The 14,496-nt window shown below is 43.3% G+C and carries 16 protein-coding genes; 6 read left to right on the forward strand and 10 right to left on the reverse strand.

Annotated features, from left to right (window positions below; all coding sequences use genetic code 11):
- Positions 1-24: 24 nt before the first annotated feature.
- The 4 genes from H6G03_RS13010 to H6G03_RS13025 form a co-directional block, all read right to left on the reverse strand.
- Positions 25-1,731: an ABC transporter ATP-binding protein/permease gene (locus H6G03_RS13010; protein WP_190464799.1), complete on the reverse strand. Its 1,707-nt coding sequence runs from the start codon at positions 1,729-1,731 to the stop codon at positions 25-27.
- A gap of 10 nt (positions 1,732-1,741) precedes the next feature.
- Positions 1,742-2,557: a sulfotransferase family protein gene (locus tag H6G03_RS13015; protein WP_190464800.1), complete on the reverse strand. Its 816-nt coding sequence runs from the start codon at positions 2,555-2,557 to the stop codon at positions 1,742-1,744.
- Positions 2,558-2,589: 32 nt separating this feature from the next.
- Entirely contained in the window at positions 2,590-3,321 is a 732-nt protein-coding gene (locus H6G03_RS37980) for a putative nucleotide-diphospho-sugar transferase (RefSeq protein ID WP_190464801.1), read from the reverse strand.
- A 106-nt stretch (positions 3,322-3,427) separates the two neighbouring features.
- Complete coding sequence (locus H6G03_RS13025) at positions 3,428-5,260, reverse strand: ABC transporter transmembrane domain-containing protein (protein ID WP_190464802.1); 1,833 nt, start codon at positions 5,258-5,260, stop codon at positions 3,428-3,430.
- A gap of 271 nt (positions 5,261-5,531) precedes the next feature.
- Between H6G03_RS13025 and H6G03_RS13030 the strand changes: the two genes are divergently transcribed.
- Positions 5,532-5,741 carry a hypothetical protein gene (locus H6G03_RS13030; RefSeq protein ID WP_190464803.1) on the forward strand — a complete coding sequence of 70 codons (210 nt, stop codon included), beginning with the start codon at positions 5,532-5,534 and terminating at the stop codon, positions 5,739-5,741.
- A 59-nt stretch (positions 5,742-5,800) separates the two neighbouring features.
- Positions 5,801-6,709, forward strand: coding sequence for a cation diffusion facilitator family transporter (locus H6G03_RS13035; RefSeq protein ID WP_190464844.1), 909 nt, complete (start codon positions 5,801-5,803; stop codon positions 6,707-6,709).
- A 2-nt stretch (positions 6,710-6,711) separates the two neighbouring features.
- On the opposite strand, the gene H6G03_RS13040 is transcribed toward H6G03_RS13035, so the two are convergent.
- Positions 6,712-6,936 carry a hypothetical protein gene (locus tag H6G03_RS13040; protein WP_190464804.1) on the reverse strand — a complete coding sequence of 75 codons (225 nt, stop codon included), beginning with the start codon at positions 6,934-6,936 and terminating at the stop codon, positions 6,712-6,714.
- Between the two features lie 261 nt (positions 6,937-7,197).
- Between H6G03_RS13040 and H6G03_RS13045 the strand changes: the two genes are divergently transcribed.
- Positions 7,198-7,977: a choice-of-anchor E domain-containing protein gene (locus H6G03_RS13045; protein ID WP_190464805.1), complete on the forward strand. Its 780-nt coding sequence runs from the start codon at positions 7,198-7,200 to the stop codon at positions 7,975-7,977.
- Positions 7,978-8,046: 69 nt separating this feature from the next.
- On the opposite strand, the gene H6G03_RS13050 is transcribed toward H6G03_RS13045, so the two are convergent.
- The 5 genes from H6G03_RS13050 to H6G03_RS13060 all read right to left on the reverse strand — a co-directional run bounded on the left by H6G03_RS13050 (position 8,047) and on the right by H6G03_RS13060 (position 11,305).
- Positions 8,047-9,030, reverse strand: a complete 984-nt coding sequence (locus tag H6G03_RS13050) for an alpha/beta hydrolase family protein (RefSeq protein WP_190464806.1) — start codon at positions 9,028-9,030, stop codon at positions 8,047-8,049.
- 103 nt (positions 9,031-9,133) lie between these two features.
- Complete coding sequence (locus H6G03_RS13055) at positions 9,134-10,021, reverse strand: metal ABC transporter permease (RefSeq protein WP_190464807.1); 888 nt, start codon at positions 10,019-10,021, stop codon at positions 9,134-9,136.
- 139 nt (positions 10,022-10,160) lie between these two features.
- Entirely contained in the window at positions 10,161-10,295 is a 135-nt protein-coding gene (locus H6G03_RS38790) for a hypothetical protein (RefSeq protein ID WP_255512221.1), read from the reverse strand.
- A 9-nt stretch (positions 10,296-10,304) separates the two neighbouring features.
- Positions 10,305-10,430: a hypothetical protein gene (locus H6G03_RS38795; RefSeq protein ID WP_255512222.1), complete on the reverse strand. Its 126-nt coding sequence runs from the start codon at positions 10,428-10,430 to the stop codon at positions 10,305-10,307.
- A gap of 14 nt (positions 10,431-10,444) precedes the next feature.
- On the reverse strand, positions 10,445-11,305 hold the full coding sequence (locus tag H6G03_RS13060) for a metal ABC transporter ATP-binding protein (protein ID WP_190464808.1): 861 nt from the start codon (positions 11,303-11,305) through the stop codon (positions 10,445-10,447).
- 107 nt (positions 11,306-11,412) lie between these two features.
- Here H6G03_RS13060 and H6G03_RS13065 point away from each other — a divergent pair, with 107 nt between their 5' ends.
- The 3 genes from H6G03_RS13065 to H6G03_RS13075 all read left to right on the forward strand — a co-directional run bounded on the left by H6G03_RS13065 (position 11,413) and on the right by H6G03_RS13075 (position 14,449).
- Positions 11,413-12,417, forward strand: a complete 1,005-nt coding sequence (locus H6G03_RS13065; protein ID WP_190464809.1) for a metal ABC transporter substrate-binding protein — start codon at positions 11,413-11,415, stop codon at positions 12,415-12,417.
- Positions 12,417-12,932, forward strand: a complete 516-nt coding sequence (locus H6G03_RS13070; RefSeq protein WP_190464810.1) for a hypothetical protein — start codon at positions 12,417-12,419, stop codon at positions 12,930-12,932. Before H6G03_RS13065 ends, H6G03_RS13070 begins: the two co-directional genes overlap by 1 nt.
- A gap of 191 nt (positions 12,933-13,123) precedes the next feature.
- Positions 13,124-14,449: a DNA cytosine methyltransferase gene (locus tag H6G03_RS13075; RefSeq protein WP_190464811.1), complete on the forward strand. Its 1,326-nt coding sequence runs from the start codon at positions 13,124-13,126 to the stop codon at positions 14,447-14,449.
- Positions 14,450-14,496 lie beyond the last annotated feature (47 nt).

Here is a 14,496-nt window from a genome sequence, read left to right on the forward strand (position 1 = left end):
GGGCTAAGGTGGGCATTGTCCACCCTACTGGTAATCTTGTGCCGGAACGAGTCGCCAATTAGTATTTCCTTCTATTTCCAAAACTTGCTGGTGAAATGCTAACAAGCTGGGACGATGACCGACACTAATCAAAGTTGTACCGTTCGCTTGCAAATGTTGATAAAGAAGTCGCTCGTTTTTGACATCCAAAGCGCTGGTCGATTCATCTAAAATGGCATAGCGCGGTTTTGTCAGCAGCAGTCGCGCAAATGCCAAACGCTGTTGTTCTCCCAAGGATAAAATATTTGCCCAGTCTAATTCAATATCAAAACCACCAACTCTTTCCGGTAACTCAGCTAAATTTACCATCTTCAAAACTTCATAAAGTCGATCGTCTGGAATATGACGATCGGTGTTGGGATACAATAGCTGTAGTCGCAGGGAACCCAAAAGCATATAAGGTCGCTGGGGTAAGAATAACATTTCTTCCAGTTGCGGTCGCACCAAACGCCCGGTACCAGCAGTCCACAAACCGGCGATCGCTCTCAATAAAGAACTCTTTCCCGAACCGCTTTGCCCCATAATTAACAACCCTTCACCCGGTTGTAGCGCAACTGAAACATCTCTGACTAAAAGCTTTTCTTGCTTTGGGGTAAACAAAGTAATATGTTCCAAAGACACCTGAGAATCGACAACTGTATCGATCGAAGTAGCGCCAGAAAGGGAAGAATGGGGTGCTGATAAAGTTTCTTCAAAAGTTGTTAAGCGATGCACTCCAGCGGCAAAAGCGCTGAGATTATCAAAGTTATTTACTATGATTGACAATGACTCTAAAACATTTTTAAAAGCCTTAATTGATTGCAGGATAACTCCAAACTGAACTTGTCCGGCAAAATACATAGGAGCCACAATTAAAGCTGGTATGGCATTATCGATATTGTTATAACCTCTGGTAATAAATTCTAGATTTCGTTGCCAATTAATGATGCGATCGAAGTTGCTGTAAACTTTATTAAAACGCTCTTTAACTTGCCCTAACTCTTGAGCTTCACCCCGATAAAAAGCGATCGATTCGGCATTTTCTCGCACATGAATTAAGCCAAAACGAAAGTCAGCTTCTCGTTTGAGTTGAATAAAGTTTAATTTTATTAATACCCTCATTCCCAAAACTACGATCGCAGTACCCAAACCGGAGTATAGGATGACTACAGTCACCAGGGTAGGAGAAATAGACCAAAGAACGCCGATAAAAAGAATCAGGTCAAAACCCTCACCTATGATAATCAATAAAAATGTGAGAGCGCCCTTGGTAAAGGATTTGATATCTTCGGAAATTCGCTGGTCTGGGTTGTCAACTTTGTTGTTATGTTCGATTTCGTAGTAAGCGCGATCGCGGAAATATTTATTGAGAAAATTATCGGTCATCCACCTGCGCCAGTGCAAACCTAATTTTTCTTCTACATATCGGCGTGCTGTCTGTATGGGGGTAGCTAAGACAAACATACAGAAGTAGACGGATAATACTTGAAAAAATGTTTCAACTTGCTTTTCAGAAATCGCGGTCATAAAGTCTCTTTCCAGATAAATTCTGTATACCTGAATTAGACTGACCGCTATTCTCAAAACCACCAACGCTAACAGCAATGCGATCGCTCTCTTTTTTTCTGGCGAAACCCAGTAAGGTTTGGCGATGACCCACAACTGTTGCCAAAAGTTTCTATCAAGCAGATTCAAATTATCCGCTCTATTCATAATATTAACTTTAATTCCACTGTAACTCTTCGTTCTCTTTGCCCGCTATTTCTTGAAACAAACTTTGAATAGCTGGATCTAGTTCCTGCTTCCAGCGATCGTCTAACTTAATTCCCAGGTTATGATTCCGGTAATAATCGATCTTCCAGTTAGAACTATTGACAAAAGCTTCTTTTCCCTTCTCTCCTTGTCCTTTGGCAACTAAAATAAGAGTACCGTCATTTCCACCCAGCGGATGATGTTCGTGCTGGTAGAAATTCAGCATATCTGGCTGATAATCTATTTCTAGGAATTTACAGATATTGCCAACGACTAATTCTGGATTTGTTGCTAGTTCTTCATAACGAATTTTCATTTTTTTGTTTTCAAATCGAGCGAACAAATCATTGCTTCTTTGCATCTTGGCAACCCACTTCTCAATTAATCCTTTAATATCTCTTTCCGGATACCTTTTTATATAGGAATTAATCGACGCTCTGCCATCTCTTTGCATTAAAATCAAAAAAGGCTGTACCGAAGAGTTTCTCACAGTTACCAGCTGCTGTTCTATCCAAGGCCCGTTCTTTGTCGAGTCTATGATGAAGGATTTCTGCGTCTTGTCCGATATTTCTTCGTACAGCTTTGGGCTGTATTCAATATTGCTCCAGATCGAGCATTCTGGGCCGCATATTTTGCAAACGCCCTTACCATAAGGCTTATTTGCTTCTTGTAAAATTCTAGTATTTTCCGTTTCTCCACAAAAAAAACCATTTGAGTGACTGCCCAAAATCAGTCCCAGTAGAGTTGTGCCTGAGTGACCTACACCAGTGATAAAACAGACTTTCATACTATTGTTCAAAAAATACCTCCGGCAATTTATTACTTGGATAGAGCTTGCACTTCGTTTTTAAGTTCGTCAATAAATTTTCTCATATGCAAGATTTTCGGCATAGCCTCTTCCTCAGTCCAAACATCAAGATATTTTTCGTATCTGATGTTGTATTCTGGGGGCAGTACATAGATTTGCAGGTCACTTTCCCATAGCAATTCTCTTAGAGTTAACTGATCTTTTCCGAGATTTGCTTCATGAAAAGCTGTTTTCCAGCTTTCCAAAAACTTTATCACCTTCTCTGTTTTTCGATAAAGAATAATGCCGCCGTTCAACTGCGGAAAAGCCGTAGAAAATTCCCGACGCCATTGCCTTTGACTTTTAGGGCCCGATCTTCTGTGGGCATGACTCATTGCGATGTCGAATCGATCGAGCAACTCGAACATTTCTGTTATATCGCTGACTACCCTGGTATCGGCGTCTAAATAGAGAGTTCTCTGAAAGGGAGTTTCGGGCAAATAATCCACCTTCGATCGACGATGGGGATTGACAATTTGCCCTATCGAGTCGAACACTCCAGATTCTGTACATAGATCGGGCAGATCGGCCCAAATGTGTATTTTGATGCGATCGCCCATGTATTCCCTAGCACTTTTGGCGCTGAGGATGGCAGCTTTTACATACACATCTTTTGTCGCTATGTAAACGAGACCGCAATCATCGGATGCGAATGTTTCGCTCTGCTTGAAGGTACTGCTATCTGGCGATATCTGTTTTTCCACCCTATTGTTCTCCTTTTTGTACTCTCTAAAATTTGGATTTTCTCAATCTTTGTTGAGCCGATCGCACTCCTTTCAAATCAGTTAAACCTCGCCCAAAAAATCATTTTCAGCTTACATATACAAGCTCAGAATTTGCTTCCGTTTCACTTTTTTGAGGGAATTGCAGAGCGTGCAATTGAGCGTACCTGCCGCTTCGATCCAGTAACTCTGTATGAGTTCCACTTTCTACGATCCGTCCTTGTTCCATTACAACAATCAAATCGGCATTTTGGATAGTGGAAAGGCGGTGTGCAATTACCAAGCTTGTGCGATTTTTAAATAACCTTTCCAAAGATTCTTGAATCAAATTTTCTGATTCTGTATCCAGAGCCGAAGTTGCTTCATCCAGTACAATGAAGCGAGTATTCTTCAACAAAACTCTGGCAATAGCCAAACGCTGTCTTTGTCCCCCCGATAGTCTCACTCCCCGTTCGCCAATTATAGAATTATACCCTTCTGGGAAGCTCATAATAAACTGGTGAGCGTTAGCTGCTTTCGCTGCTTCCACAATCTCTTCTTCAGTCGCGTCTAACTTACCGTAAGCAATATTATCGCGCACCGTACCGTACAAAAGAAAAGTTTCTTGAGAAACTATACCGATTTGCTCCCGCAGCGATTCTACAGTTAAATCTCGCAGGTCGTATTCATCAAGCAAAATCCGTCCCTTTGTCGGGTCGTAAAAGCGAGCCGCTAGTTTGGCAACCGTGCTTTTTCCCGCACCGGAAGAACCAACTAAAGCGACAGTCGTCCCCGGTTTAATTTCTAAATTAAAGTCGTGCAGGATAGCCTCTCGTTTATTGTAGGCAAACTCCACATTTTCAAACTTCATTCTCCCCAAAACGGAAGTAATAGTAACCGCTTCTTCTTTTTCGACTACCTCCGGTTGGGTATCCATAATTTCAAAAACTCGCTCTGCCGCTACTAGAGCTAGTTGCAGGAGATTCATTAGTTTAGTGGAACGTTTGATCGGTTGAGTAACTAAATTAATGTATCCCAGGAAAGCTGCCAACTCCCCAATTGTGATCCGACCGACCATCACTTCCCAAGCGCCGAATACCAGCACGACAACGTTACTGAGGTTATTTAAAATATCGATAATTGGAAAGAACAAAGACCACAAGCGAACGGCACGAATATTTGCTTCCATGTAGCTGCGACTCTGTTCGGAAAACCGATCGATTTCATACTTTTCATTGCCGAAAGATTTGATAACGTTAATATTTGTTATGGTGTCTTGGATTTGATTGTTTACTGCTGCTGCTTGTTGCTGGACATCTCGGTAAGCACCTCGCAGCACTTTGGCAAAAAGCTGATTGAGATAAATCATCAACGGCCAAGTAATCAGCAGTAGCAGCGTCATTTGCCAATCGGCGGTAAAAAGATAGGCAACAATCACCACAAACGTGAAAATGTCGGCGAATATGTCGGCTATGTCGTTGTTCACTAAGTTGCCGATCGCATTCACATCTTGAGACAATCGCGACATCAGATCCCCTGTCCGCTGATTGTCAAAGAAACTGATGGAGAGCTTTTGGATGTGTCTGTATAGGTCGTTCCTGATGCTGTCGATCGTCCTTTGTCCGAACAGCGACATCATGTAACTGCGTAAGAAATTGAGAATCCCTACCAGCAGAGAAATCGAGACGATCGCACCTGCTACCCAAGGCAAAGCTTTAAAATCTTTGGTGGGAATAATATAGTCGATCGTGTAGCGAGTAATCTGCGGAATCAACACCTGAACGCAAGAAAGGCCAAAAATTACTAACAAAGCCACAAAGAACGGCAACTTGTTCTGCCAAACGTAGCTGAATAGGCGTCCGATTAACTGAGTGAACGATGCTCTTGTCTGTAATTTATCTGGTTCTTCTTTGGCTATTTTAAGAATTATGTTTGCTTTCACTTTTTTTCCTCTTGCGGATTTAAAACTAAAGGTCGCCTATATCTTTCATCTATACATAATTATTCACTAAATTTTTTACGAGCTGGCTCTTTCTACAGATACAATCATCTTTTTTCAAGAATATTTTGTATATTTTGATTCATAAAATACTAGGGATTTTACGTACATCTTTAGTAAGATTAGCGTAATGATTCTGAAATTTTCAAGAGGAAAATTATGAAAAATTCTTTACAGCTAATCTCAGCAATATTCGGGATGCCTTTGGTTGTCGGTGTCACCTGTCAGTTGGGGATGGGGAGCGATCGCATCTGAAATAGATGGAACTGCCAATAGCATAAAACCACTAGAAACACAAGTATTCCAGGTATTACCTACCACTGTTTCCGGTAACACCACTTTAGATCGAATTCAACAATATAGCAAAGACAGCCAGACCAACAGACGATCGACCGGGATTGTCAATTGTCCGTTATGGTTGTGATTTACTACTACCCACTACCCACTGGCATTAAAATTATTATTCTTTGTCCTGACCCAATTATGTCAAACCACCACAGCCATCACAGCCACGAACCAGCAAATTATAACCGCGCCTTCGCGATCGGCATCGCCCTCAACGCCGGCTTTGTCATCTGCGAAGCCGTTTTTGGCATTTTCAGTCACTCCCTAGCCCTGCTAGCCGATGCAGGCCACAATCTCAGCGATGTTTTGGGACTGCTGCTAGCTTGGGGAGCTGCTATTCTCACCCGTCGCCCCACCACCCCCCGTTACACCTATGGCTGGCGTCGTTCTTCAATTTTGGCAGCTTTATTAAATGCGATTTTCCTCCTTATTGCCACAGGTGCGATCGCTTGGGAAGCCATCCAACGCTTAATTCAACCCACCCCGGTAACAGGCGGTGTCGTCATCGGAGTCGCAGCTGTGGGAATTGCCATCAATACAGCAACTGCCTTACTTTTCGCATCCGGACGGAAGGGAGATTTGAATATTCGCGCCGCTTTTTGGCATATGGCTGGCGATGCTTTAGTATCTGTTGGCGTTGTACTCGCTGGGATCGCCATTTTGTCAACTGGTTGGTTGTGGTTCGATCCAGTTGTGAGCTTAATTATCGTTATAGTTATTGTCGTCGGTACTTGGGAACTGTTCAAAGATTCGCTTAATTTAGCGTTAGATGCCGTACCGGAAGGTATCGAACCCCTAGCTGTACAAACTTACTTATCTGAACTCGCCGATGTAACTCAAGTTCACGACCTCCACATCTGGGGTATGAGTACAACAGAAATTGCACTAACCGCTCATTTGGTGATGCCGGAAGGACACCCAGGCGATGATTTTTTAGCACGGATAGCCCAAGAGCTTCACGATCGATTTGCGATCGAACACGTTACCCTCCAGATAGAAACTGGCAGTGGCGCGAGCCTCTGTCCGCAGATAGATTGTTCTAATTGATGTCAGTAAAAATCAACCCTCGTATTGTCATACGCAGCCAGATTCCTCACTAAGTAAAAGTCAGTAAATTGTATAGCCCGATACTCAGTAATATTTCTGCCCATAGCTGGGTCTGGCTGAGTGCAAGGACTTATCGCAGTTTGTGGATGAGTGAGGTGCATAATTTTTTCTACTTCCGGACTCCCTCCCACAATAACGAGGGTAATCGAAGCGGATTTGGGATACATCGGTGCGATCGTTTTCCAATATAACTCTCAGTCAGATCGCATCCAGTTTTAAAATTGATGAGCGTAAAATTTATCCCCGTACTGCCTTTCGTTAAATACAGACTCTACAAAAGTACTATCTCAATATTTACACAGAGCCATTTTCAAAACCCTTTAAGTGCATTTATCAATTTACATAACAAAAAAGATAAGTTAAAAATTAAATAAAAAGCGCGTTTATTAAACTGGCTCAATCAGCAGACTAAGGGAAGGGAAGGGAAAATGAAAGCACACTTTTTCAAAGCAGTAAGTGCTGTGACAGCATTAACAGCAGTTATGGCAACTACCGACATTGCTAAGGCAGCTAGCTTTACTTGCTCCACCATCGATGGTGCAGGTCATGATGCCACTCGCATCTGCTCTACTTCCTTAGCTCCCAGTCTCACAGATATCATCGACGAATCTCTTTTTTTGCCACAATTCAATTCATCAGAACTAGGCACACTCAATAGTGTAAGCCTCGAATTTACAGGCTTGCTTGAAGGAGGTGCTGGTTTTGAAAGTAAAGATGCAAAGTCAACTAGCATCACAGTGGAGTTGGGCGGTTTGCTCACATTAAAAGACTTAAATGGGCAGTCTTTATTTGAATTGAATCCCAAAAAATTATACAATTATAGCGTCACAAAGTACGATGGTATAATAAATTTTGCTGGCACTTCCGGAAAGACGATCGACGGAGTAACAGCCCAACAAACCGGACAAAAAATTTTCACTGGTAGCCAATTATCTACCTTTATTGGTACGGCAAACATAGAATATTTGTTTTCAGCCGAAGCCAAATCGAAAGTTACAGGAACCGGCAACATCATTTCCTATGTCGATACATTTGCAGGTTCGGATTTGAAAGTATCTTATCAGTACACCCGCAAAGTTCCCGAACCCTCTGTTATATTCGGACTTGGTGCAGCCGTCATACTTGCAATCCTAGTGGAAAGAAAGAAATTTAGGAAGAAGGCGTCAAATAAACTAGAAGTTAAGCTACATACAAAAATCGATAACTAATTATAGCATAGTGCATCTAAGTTTGGCAATAAACTCACCTAAAAAGAGGTATATTCTGCTAGCAAACTTTTATTTTTGCTGACAATAAGCTATTAAGGCATTAGTATTTATTAGCATATTTTGTAGCGCCTGTAATGCTTCCGGTTTGTGCCGAACATAAGCCTCGATAAACAAACCCACAATTTCGCTTAGCAGAGAACGAATTCTATCTTCCGGTTGGGTAGCTGGTAGGTCTAGAAGCGATGAACCAGCCGTGGTATCTGGCGGATAAGTAATCGAAAAATGATTCGCTCCTTCTAAAAGTACCAGATAGCAATCTTCTCTCCCCCCAACAATCGCCTTATCAAAAGTTTCCTCAATCGACTTACCGGGATCTGCCTTACTCAGTCCGTACATTCCCCTGCTAGCAGCAATTACCCCATCTCTAGTACCACCAATTAGAAGCATTGGCAACTCAGAAGGCAAAGGTAAAAAAGTACCCGGTGCAAACCCCAGTATAGTAGCGGCGGCGCTATGGCCACCATAAGAAAAAGCTGCTGCAACTTGAGGATAAAATCGCGGGTCAGCATTTTCTAAAGCTAATCTACCACCACCGGAATGTCCGCCCAAAACGATTTTTTGCAAGTCCAGCATTCCTGCCAAAATTCCCTGCTTCTGAAGACGATCGAGTTCTGCTAATATTGCAGGTAACGCCAAGGCAGTCGCACCAGTACCGTAAGTATCAGGTGCAGACATTGCCACGTTAACTCCGGGAGTTATACCGACTATTCCTGGCAGGTATTCAGCCACCCAAGCAAATGTAACTACCACCAATCCGCGTTCCACAAGCTCAACCGCCAACCACTGATATAATGCCGGTTCGCAGTTAAATCCGCTAAAAAAAATCACAACTGGAAATGGAGCCTTTGCGGAGTCGGCAGGTATAATGCCTTGATAGGCTTGGATATTTTCACTTCCTATTCGCGCTGGATATAGCACCTTTAAAAAAATTGTGTCGTAGGGTGCAGTGATATTCTCTACTTTAACTGACTGGAAAAAAGCGCGAACTGTCATATTAAGTGCTGAGTGCTGAGTATGTAGTTAACTAATTGTAGGGTGTGTTAACTGTCTTCGTAACACACCTCATTTCCACAAACTACTCGCTTTAGAGATTCCCTCAGCGAATCAGTTGTTTGATTTCTCTCCAAATGGCAAATCCTTTAGTATCGGAATGGCGTTGTGTGAAGATACCGTAACTGGGACTAAACAGCAGCGCCAGTACAAATAATCCGGATGCTACCAAAACAATAGCTGGGCCAGAAGGTAAATTGAAAAAGTAGCTCAAATACATTCCGCTGATACTGGAAATAATCCCAATCACCGCACCCAAAATCATCACTTGATGCAATCTTTTCACTAATAAATATGCCGTCGCTCCCGGTGTGATTAACAGCGATAAAACTAGGATAACTCCTACAGCTTTCATGCTGGCAACTATCGTTAATGCGATCAGCAACATTAAGCCAAAATTGAGCAGATTAACTGGCAAACCAGCGGCTTGAGCGCCCAAGGCATCGAAGGTATAAAAGAGTAATTCTTTATATAGCAAACCAACAACAAAAAGTACAATCCCGGCAATGAATGCAGTATTCCAAACTTCCTCACTTGTGACGCCTAAAATATTGCCGAATAAGAAGTGATTCAAGTCAATTTTGTTGTCTTTTTGGATAATAGTAATTAAGGTAATGCCAAGGGCAAAGAAAGCCGAAAAAACTATTCCCATCGCGGCATCTTCTTTGATAGGCGATCGCGTCCTAATCCAAGCGATCGCCATTGTACTCAGCACGCCAGCCACAAACGCGCCAATAAAAATATTGATTCCCAACATAAAAGCGATCGCCAATCCCGGCAAAACCGAGTGAGAGATCGCATCTCCCAGCAAAGCTAAGCGCTGCACCATCAAATAACTGCCGACGACAGCGCACAGCAAGCCGACTAAAATGGCAATGATCAGCGATCGCTGCATAAAACCGTACTGTAACGGCTCAATTAAAGCTTCCAACATAGTAGAGCTAGGGGCTAGGGGCTAGGGGCTAGGGGCCAGGGTAAGAACCGTCTAAATCAACGGTTTGGTGGAATTAAGAATGACTTAAGCGCCTTGGCGACTGCTGTAACTCAGGATAAAAAATCAAGGCGTAATGCAGTCACATCTGAATTACGATCGGCTCCCAATCAAACAAATTTAAATTAGGCTGGGAATGCTCGAACATTCGCTTCATTATCCGGCGAGAATCGACAGCTTTTTTCTGACCGATATCCTGGATGAGAGCTTTATCCAAATCGTTTCTTCATAACTCACATTGTTCGGGTGTCAAAACATTGTGAATGACGAGAAAAGCATTAGCATGAAAAAACTCTATACATTCCTGGAGTCGCTCTGCTGTTGGCGCATTCCCAGCTAAATACTCTGTCATTATTTGCTCTGCAACTAAGCAGCTGCGCTAGCAAAAAACATTACCTGACCCCCGTAGGCGCGGTACAGATTTTCTTGAGTTAACACCTGTTGACGAGAACCGGCAGCAATTAAATCTGTATTCAGCAAAATCAAGTCATCAAAGTTAGCGATCGACTCGCCTAAATCGTGGTTAACCACAATTACAGTTTTGTCTGCATCGGCGAGTTCGTGGAAAATATTAAAAATTATAGACTGAGTTTTCTGGTCAATGCCAGCAAACGGCTCATCAAAGCAGAAAACATCTGCTTCTTGTGCTAAAGCTCTCGCTAAAAATACTCGTTGCTGCTGTCCTCCCGATAGTTGTCCGATCGGTCGATCGCGATATGCACTCATCCCCACCCGTTCCAGTGCATCTTGAGCGACGCGCCGAGAAGCAGCTGAAAAACGACGAAACCAGCCAGTTTTAGAGATCCTACCCATCATCACCACATCCCAGACAGTGGCGGGGTAAGTCCAGTCGATTTGCGATCGCTGCGGTACATAAGCAACTTTTTCCCTTCGATCCATCAAAGGTTTACCCTCATCAGTGTGGGACAGGCGTCCCCGCTTGTCAGCGTCAGTATACAGCACCGTACCGCCGCTAACGGGAATTAAACCCAGCATCGCCTTGAGCAGAGTACTTTTTCCCGCACCGTTTGGGCCAATAATCCCAGTTAGGCGTCCGCTGTTGACAACACAGCTAACATCCCGCAACGCCTCTACCGTGCGGTACTGAACGCTCAGCTTCGCGATCGTTATCCTTGCTTGTAGTGCAGGCGTCTCGCCGGCGAAATCTTTGAGATTGCATACCATTTGTCGCCAATCACCGTCCCCTGGCCAAGTAACCGTGTTCATAGTGCCTTCCCATACTGCCTTCTATGAGCATAGTCTAAAAATGAAAAGAATATGAAAACATCTATTAAAGGACACAATACTCAAGATAGAAAAAAGCGATCGCTCACATGGGACGCAAAAAATACGAATGGCTGGCAATAGCTGGGGTATTGCTGGCACTCTGGCTGAACGGATGTACTCAAACCACCTCAAACCCTGTGGGACAGGCGTCCCCGCCTGTCAAACCTGTGGGACAGGCATCCTCGCCTGTCGTAGTAGCAACCAGCACCATCATCGCCGACTTAGCAGAAGAAGTAGGGGGAGATGAAATTCAACTAAAAGGAATTTTACAACCGGGTGCCGATCCCCACGTTTACGAACCCGTACCGGCAGACAGTCTGGCGTTAGAGAAAGCTAACCTGATTTTGTATAACGGCTACAACTTGGAACCGGGATTGATTAAACTAATGAACGCGACGGGTGGGAAAGCGCGTAAGTTGCCAGTCGGGGAAGTGGTGAAACCGTTACAGCTCGACAAAGGTAAAGGTGAAGTAGTGCCAGATCCCCACGTTTGGGGAGATGCAGAAAATGTAATTGGGATGGTGAATGCTATTCGCGATGCCTTGATTGAGCTATCGCCAGAAGACAAACAAAAATTTACCCAAAATGCAGCACGACTGACCGATGAATTGAAACAGTTAGATACCTGGATCGCACAACAAATTGCCACTATCCCAGCTGACAAGCGCAAACTAATCACAACTCACGATGCCTTTCAATATTATTCCCGCGCTTATAGAATAGCCGTTGTCGGCACTTTGATCGGCATCAGTACAGAGGAACAACCCAGTGCCCAAACAGTACGGCGACTGGTAGATTCAGTGAAGGGGACGGGTGTGTCGGCGATATTTGCCGAAACAACAATTAATCCGGCTTTGATTAAGACAGTAGCTCAGGAAGCCGGGGTAAAATTAGCGCCCAAGCAACTTTATTCCGATTCGATCGGTGCTAAAGGCAGTGACGGAGATACCTACATTAAAATGATGATTGCCAACACGCGATCGATCGTCGAAGCTTTAGGAGGAAAGTATAGACCTTTTCAACTAAATAGTAAAGCCAAAACCACTTCTTGATGCTAAAACTGGTACAGTCTGTTAAAGAAGAGTTGCAGGAGTGGCTAATTATGTGCGTCCAGTGTGTGGTTTATTCGACCTTTATGCTTTTCATGCCCGCCCCACAACCAGCTAATGTAGCGCCGGTTAGCGTTCCAGCCCCTGTGTACAGCCAGGTTAGCACTGGGACGGTAGCAAAGGATGGCCAAGCTGCGATCGTCCAAATGCTCAAACAGCTGCCAAATTCTGCCGATATGAGCTTGCTGAGAGAGGAACTCAACTCTTTATACGCCCGACTGGCTACAGTCAAAGATGACACCGAAGCACAAAATATCATCGATAACAGTTTGCGTTCTTTGTCCGATCGTCTCAGAGCGCAATCTAATTATGACCGAGTAGCTGAAGTTCTCACCGCAATGCTGGAAGTAGAGGAAGGGTCGTCAGTTAAAAGTTTAGGCTTGAAGCTATTCCACGGCAAAAACAACAGCAATATTAATCTTAAATCCCCTGGTAAATTAGCAGGCTGGTTGCGCTAAAGATCCGGGCAACAAGAAACAATGAGTTATGAGTTATAAATTCAAAATTGAAAACTCATAACTCATTAATTTTCATCTATAACACCAATTCAGCTCTCCCAGAAACCGGGTTCCTTTGGGTTAAAGCAATGAAATATCGAGTTTCAATAGCTAAATAAACCCGGTTTCTCATCAGTTATCTTCAAGATTGAATGGAAAGTAAAGAACGACCTATTGGTGTAGATTTATTTGCCGGTGTTGGTGGCATGACCCTTGGCTTTGAACAAGCTGGGTTTGACGTGCTAGCTGCTGTGGAATTAGACCCGATTCATTGTATCACGCATCAGTACAATTTCCCCTTTTGGCGCGTTTTATGTCTGAATATTGCTAACACTAACGGTTCGGAGATTAGAAATATTTCCGGTATTGGCGATCGCGATATCGATGTTGTGTTTGGCGGTTCGCCTTGCCAAGGATTTTCTCTTATGGGAAAACGCGGTTTAGACGATCCGCGCAATGGGCTTATATTTCAATTTCAGCGTTTAGTTGTCGAACTAAATCCTAAGTTTTTTGTCTTCGAGAACGTCCCCGGTCTTACACTTGGCAAACATAAGGAATTTCTCCTAAATATCATCGCTTATTTTAAAGATAATGGCTATGAAGTACAAGAAAACTACCGAGTCCTCAATGCCGCTAATTACGGCGTGCCGCAGAATCGCTCCAGATTATTTCTCCTGGGATGTCGTCGAGGATTATCTTTGCCTAAGTACCCCGAATCGATTACAGCAATTAATAAACCAATATCCCATAAAAAGCAAAAAATATTATCCTCTCATCTTCCCATTGTGCCAACAGTTTGGGATGCCATACGAGACTTGCCAACAGTAGAAGATTATCCGGAATTACTCAAACAAGATTCAACCATAGCAGAATACGGCGAACCGAGCGATTATGCTCGTAAACTTCGCTATGGTGCAGATAGCGATTATGGTTACGATCGCGCATTCGACCCGCAAATTATTACCTCAAGTAGGCGGACAAATCACTCGCCGGAATCTATTGAGAGATTTAATAATACAGAACAAGGTAAAATAGAAAAAATCAGTCACTTTTATAAATTAGATCCAAACGGTATTTGTAACACTCTTAGAGCAGGAACAGCTAGCAATCTGGGCGCTTTTACTTCACCTCGACCGATTCATCCATTCCTGCCGAGATGTATCACCGTGCGAGAAGCGGCGCGACTGCATTCTTACCCGGATTGGTTCAGATTCCACGTAACAAAATGGCACGGTTTTCGACAAGTGGGAAATTCTGTTCCACCTCTATTAGCAAAAGCAATAGCAACAGAAATTATCCGCGCTTTGGATATCTCTCCAGTTAAACCAACAGGCGAAAAAAAGTTGTTGGAAAAGGCAGAATTGTTAAAGATTACAATGTCGGAAGCTGCTAAACATTGCGGTGTCGATCCGCACGTAATCGAACCGAGAAAAAGACGCGATCGCCATATTACTGAGATTCCCGAATCCGTCGTTTAGGCGAAGTTTGTGGAATTATATCTAATTTACTTATTTTTGTGATAAAA

The organism is Aerosakkonema funiforme FACHB-1375, assembly GCF_014696265.1.
Lineage (GTDB): Bacteria > Cyanobacteriota > Cyanobacteriia > Cyanobacteriales > Aerosakkonemataceae > Aerosakkonema > Aerosakkonema funiforme_A.